The sequence below is a fragment of the Pseudorhodobacter sp. genome (assembly GCF_030452865.1).
Taxonomy (GTDB): Bacteria; Pseudomonadota; Alphaproteobacteria; order Rhodobacterales; family Rhodobacteraceae; genus Pseudorhodobacter.
In genome coordinates this window covers 1-4,985 of the sequence record NZ_JAKDLJ010000275.1, presented here as the reverse complement: position 1 = coordinate 4,985, position 4,985 = coordinate 1, and the positions used below count along the sequence as shown (strand labels likewise).

Here is a 4,985-nt window from a genome sequence, read left to right as displayed (position 1 = left end):
GCGAATGCGGTGAACAGTTTTGCCGCTTCCATATTCGGCGTGTTCTTGGCGACAACCCAATAAGCGCGGTCAATTTCTGCTTGATTCCATGTCGCAGCCACCGGCGCACCAGCGTCAAGCGCCTCATAGTAGCGGCCGTGCCAAATTCCGATCATGTCGACTTCGCCGTCACGCAGGATCTGTGTTGATTGCGCACCGGCAGTCCACCAGACGCGAACATGCTCTTTAATTTGGTCAAGTTTGGCAAAGGCGCGTTCGATGTCGAGCGGATAAAGATCCGCCATCGCGACGCCATCGGCCAGCAATGCCAAGGGGATCACCCGCGCCGGATAGCGTTGCAGGCTGCGCGTGCCGGGAAAGCGCTCGACATCCCAAAAATCGGCCCAGCTTTGTGGAGTGCCATCCCAGCCCTTATCCGTGCGCCAAGCCAACATTGTTGCAAAGGCATGGCTGGCTGCGCCATTTTCAAACAACCCGCCTTCATAGGGTGCGTCAATGGGTTCCAGCAGACCCGCTGCATTGGCACGAACCAACTCAGCACCGCCCAATGTGGTCACGTCAAACTCATAGACACCGGTTGCCACTTGCTGCGCCAGTTTGGCAAAGGAGACCGGAGAAACGGTATTCACTTTGATCCCGGTTGCCGCGGTGAAAGGGTCAAACAGATTGGCCTGTGCCGCCTCCAGCCACGGTCCGCCCCAAGAGTTGATATACATGTCCTTTGTCTGCGCGCGCACGATTTGCGGCGCTGCAAGTGTTGTGGCGACGGTGGCCGCAGTCCCTTGAAGGAACAAGCGGCGGCTGGGCCGTGGTAGCGCGGTATTGCTTGATTTGATCATGGGTTGGGTTCCCTCAACTGTCGGAGTTACGGAATGTTGCGCGGTAAAGACGCAACCAGTTTTCGTGGGTTATCTTGGCAACCTCTTCTTCGGAGAAGCCCACGTTACGAAGGCCGCCCGGAATTTTGTCCATATCTTGAAGCGACTGGAACCAGTCGGGCGGTGCTGCCTTGCCGGGCCGTGCGGCTGACGCTGAGCCATAATCACCGCTGCGTGTCCAACGCCCCATGCGCATCCATGCATAATCGGGGGCGGTGAAGTTGTGGCTGCGGTCGGTGCCAATGGCGACGCTGTCGATGCCGGCGATATCGACCGTGCGGGCGACCATCTCGCACCAGTTTTCCAGTGGGCCGGAATAGTAATCGCCGGTGATGTTGCGGTAAGCGGCGCAGCCGATCACGCCACCTGACTGCGCAAGTGCGCGCAGCACATCGTCTGATTTGTTGCGCTTATGTGCAAACAGGCTGTCAGCATTGGCATGGGTGACTGCAATCGGCTTTTCCGATGCCTCAATTGCCATCAGGGTGGAGCGGTTGCCGACATGGCTGCAATCAACCAGCATCCCTGTGCGATTCATCTCTAGGATCACTTCGCGGCCAAAGCGGGCAAGCCCGGAATCCTCAGTCTCATAGCAAGACCCAGCCAGTTCATTTTGGTTGTTATAGGTCAGTTGCACCACACGGACGCCAAGTTCGGCGAAAACTTCTACCAGCCGGATGCGCCCCTCAAACAGGTTGGCATTTTGAAAGCCGAGGATGGCGGCAATCTTGCCGTCTGTTTGGGCGCGAATAATATCGTCTGGGGTTAGGGCAATGGCCGCTACATCGACATTCTCGCTGATCAGATCGCGCCAACGCCCGAGACTATCAAGGCTTTCAACCGTGCCTTCCCAAAAGCCGCAGGTCACGGTTACGCCGGTCACCCCGGCGGATCTCAATGCGATGAAGGAGTCGCGGTCGAAGTGACCGCATTGCAGCCCGTCAATAATCGGTGTCATGTGCTTGCTTTCTGTTTCTGGTCTTTGACTGTTCCGACGAAATTGACATCGGTGTCGTCATCATTGTCAGTGCGGCCAATAACTTTGCCGTCCTCGGTCACGATCACCGGCCCGGCATGACGGCGCGAGGCCGTAGAGTCAGGTGTCAATGCGGACTGCGCGAGTGCATAAATCCGCCACCAAAGAGCCGCAGGTATTGCGCACCCATCCTGCATCACGCGGTCAAGCAGCGGGTCGGCGCGCGCAGTTGCAGTAGCCCTAAGGGTTTGCCCTTTTATTGTGACCGCAAGCCCCGATCGCAGACCCAAAGCAACGGCGATGCGGAGTTCTGCGGGGTCTGTGACCTGTGTTACTTTGATGCGTGCAACAGCACCCTTTGCCACGGCCAATCCAAGCAGATCTAGCAAGGACGGCACGATGAACCATGCATGTTGCCCGCCACCGTCCAGCGTCATGCCATCAAAAGCCAGACGGCTAGGATCCGCAATCAACAGTTCGGGCAGGCGGGTTTCCAGCAAGGCAAAGCCCCCCAAGCCCAGTGCTTGTGACATCATCACCACATCGCCGACCATCAGTGCAAACCCTTTGGGCAGGGCTGTCAGGGACAAGATACGCTCGCTCATCATGCGCATTTCGCGCGGCATTACGCACAGCATTTCAGGAGTGGTCATTGGCAGGGTTCCTCAGGATAAAACCAGCCGGCCCCATGCCCCGCGCGGATGTCGTCGCGAGTTGGCGCCCCGTGATAAAGCACACCGCGCAGATTGCGTTGCAAAAAGTCACGGGTTTTGTCGATGCCGTGAAGGGCAACGTTCATCAACCGGACCAGATCAATCGGCACAAAGTCAGTGGCATTGATATTTGCGTGCGGAGAATGAAAATATCTGCGGCGAAGCCCTTGGACGCGCCCAACCATTTGGCGATGTGCGGGATGCGATAACAAGAATAATGCCATAGGTTGATCAGCAGGCGCCGCTGCCAGATCGGCGCGAAGACGTTGGATGTCGCCGGGCAAATCAAGGCCCAAGTCACGCGCATCGGGGGCTTCTTCGCGCAACCCTCTCCGGGGTTCTTCGGCGGTTTCGGATTTATACCAAACGTAATCACGCGCACTGGCCGCGGTCATGTCGGTGGTTAGTGCCCAGTCATATTCTGTATCAATCACAGCCGCCAATTCGCCCGCGGTCATCACGGGGTCCACCGTGAATTCGTCGGCCCCGCCAATCCCGGTCAACAGTGCATCAGTGCGGTCCGGCACCAATTCGATCATCATTGATAACAGGGTTTCATAACTTTCGGGTGCCAGACTGGCTTCGGCATCACGTGCCAGCGCATCCAACTCAAAGCGGGTAACATGGCCCCGCAGCGTGCCTTTATCGCGTAATTCCGCCAGCAAAGGCAGCAGGCTTCTTAGGTCCAGCGCGATCTGGGTGCTGGAGGTGAATGTTTCATAGCGCATCCGATCTTGTTCACGAAACACTGCTGCGCGACGGATTAGCGTTATCAGTATATCAAAGCGCGGATCACCCAAACCAAGTTCCATCGCCAGCGCCTCTGCAATGGCGGTTTCACGCGCTGTCAGCCATGAATCAATCAATCGCGGATGTTTTTGCACGAAGAAGATCAGCCCCAGCGCAGAGCCGTTCCCAACCCCGATAAACCGGCGTAGCGCTGGATCCAGCGGAACTGCTTTGTCTGATTTGTGGCGCGCCAAATGCTCCACCAGATCGCAGGAAAACTCTCGCATCAGGTAGGCAACAAGAAGTTGCGCCTCCAGCATGCCACCCATTACATGCGACGCGCCAAGCGACGGAAAGGGGCGGGTGCCAAAAGTGCCGTTCCCGTCCAGCCCGGTGTTGCGCATCAGGTAGCAGACGGAGTTAATATCTTCGATCGAAGGTTGATGCCCCTCGGCCAAAGCGTTCAACGTGGCGTCAAATACCCGCATCGAGCGGTTCGATCTGCACCAGATCAGCGCATTTGGCGTTGCCCGGCCGCGATAGAGCAACGGCAACTGCTCGCGCGCATGTGTAATATCTGCTTCCGTTGCTGGGCCTTCGTTTAGGGTGCCTTTCATATCCCAGGCGCGTCCGATGATGCGGCCTGTGCGGCCCTCCCGGCTTGGTGCATATGAAAAAGCGATAAAGCTGAATTCTTGTGTTGGCGATTTGATAGAATAGACGGCTGTGCCTTCGGCATTGGCATTCACGTCAAAGCGCTGGATATTGATATCCCAGCGTTCTCGGATCATTTTTGCCATGAAAGCGCGCGCACCGCTGAAACGGCTGGGCTGGATCGCAGCCAGTCTTTCGGGTTGCATCATGGCACGCCAATCACGCAGGCCGGGGCGGCCATCTTCGCCGGAAGTGTGCATGCTCGATTTTGTCACGGGGTATTCCCTTGCAAGATGCGGGTCAGTTTCGCCGCCGAGTCGAGAACCGGCTGACGAAAGCGTTCAAGTTCAAACCGGCTTTCCGGCACTACGATGGAAAGGGTTGCGACGCAGCGGCCATGCAAGTCATAAACTGGGGCCGCAACCGCCCTGACCCCTTTGTGGGTGTAGCCGCTCGACAGCGCGTAGCCGTTGGCGCGTGTTTCTTGCAGGATCTCGTCCGTTGCCAGCGGGTGCGCGCCGTCACGCAGGCGTTGCAGTGTATGTTCATCGGTAAAAGCTGCCAGCACTCGGCCAGAGGCGGAGCCGTCCAACGCCATCGTCGTGCCAATCTTTTGGTCTGCACGCAGCAGGCTGTCTGATTCAACCCGCGCAACGATGCAGGGCAATCCACGGTCCAGGACCGACAGTGAAGCGGTTTCCTTTACCTGCCATACCAGTTCTGCCAGAACCGGCTCTGCGCGCAGCCCGAAATCAGCTTGATCCATTGCAGCCGATGCCAGTCGCGCGGGCAGCATCGACAGTCGATATCCGCCTGCTGTGTCCTGCTCCAACCATCCTGCTGCGACTAAAGTTAGCAATCGCTGATAGGCTGTTGCCCGTGACAAGCCTGTCGCATCGGCAACTTCGGCCAATCGCTGTGGTCGCGTTTGCTGGCCAAAGTAGGTCAGAATTTCGAGCGTGCGTAATACGGTCGAAAGTGGCCTAACGCCGCCTTCTCCGGCTTTAGAAGTTTGTATTCTATTTGAATATGTAT

General features: G+C 57.4%; 5 protein-coding genes and 1 pseudogene. All 6 read right to left on the bottom strand.

Annotation, left to right across the window (positions count from 1 at the left end):
* The coding region (locus tag L0H65_RS14385; RefSeq protein ID WP_301459737.1) for an ABC transporter substrate-binding protein at positions 1 to 839 on the bottom strand (839 nt) is incomplete at its 3' end.
* Between the two features lie 13 nt (positions 840 to 852).
* Positions 853 to 1,836 carry a membrane dipeptidase gene (locus tag L0H65_RS14380; RefSeq protein WP_301459736.1) on the bottom strand — a complete coding sequence of 328 codons (984 nt, stop codon included), beginning with the start codon at positions 1,834 to 1,836 and terminating at the stop codon, positions 853 to 855.
* Positions 1,833 to 2,507, bottom strand: coding sequence for a hypothetical protein (locus L0H65_RS14375; RefSeq protein ID WP_301459735.1), 675 nt, complete (start codon positions 2,505 to 2,507; stop codon positions 1,833 to 1,835). The genes L0H65_RS14380 and L0H65_RS14375 overlap by 4 nt, the downstream gene beginning before the upstream one ends.
* Positions 2,504 to 4,225 (bottom strand): hypothetical protein, encoded by a 1,722-nt coding sequence (locus L0H65_RS14370; RefSeq protein ID WP_301459734.1) that lies wholly within the window; start codon positions 4,223 to 4,225, stop codon positions 2,504 to 2,506. The genes L0H65_RS14375 and L0H65_RS14370 overlap by 4 nt, the downstream gene beginning before the upstream one ends.
* The gene (locus L0H65_RS14365; protein WP_301459738.1) at positions 4,222 to 4,782 is read right to left on the bottom strand and encodes an IclR family transcriptional regulator; all 561 of its coding nucleotides are present in this window, start codon (positions 4,780 to 4,782) and stop codon (positions 4,222 to 4,224) included. The genes L0H65_RS14370 and L0H65_RS14365 overlap by 4 nt, the downstream gene beginning before the upstream one ends.
* Positions 4,783 to 4,968 (bottom strand): annotated as a pseudogene (locus L0H65_RS14360) (helix-turn-helix domain-containing protein); the annotation flags it as partial.
* Between the last annotated feature and the right edge of the window lie 17 nt (positions 4,969 to 4,985).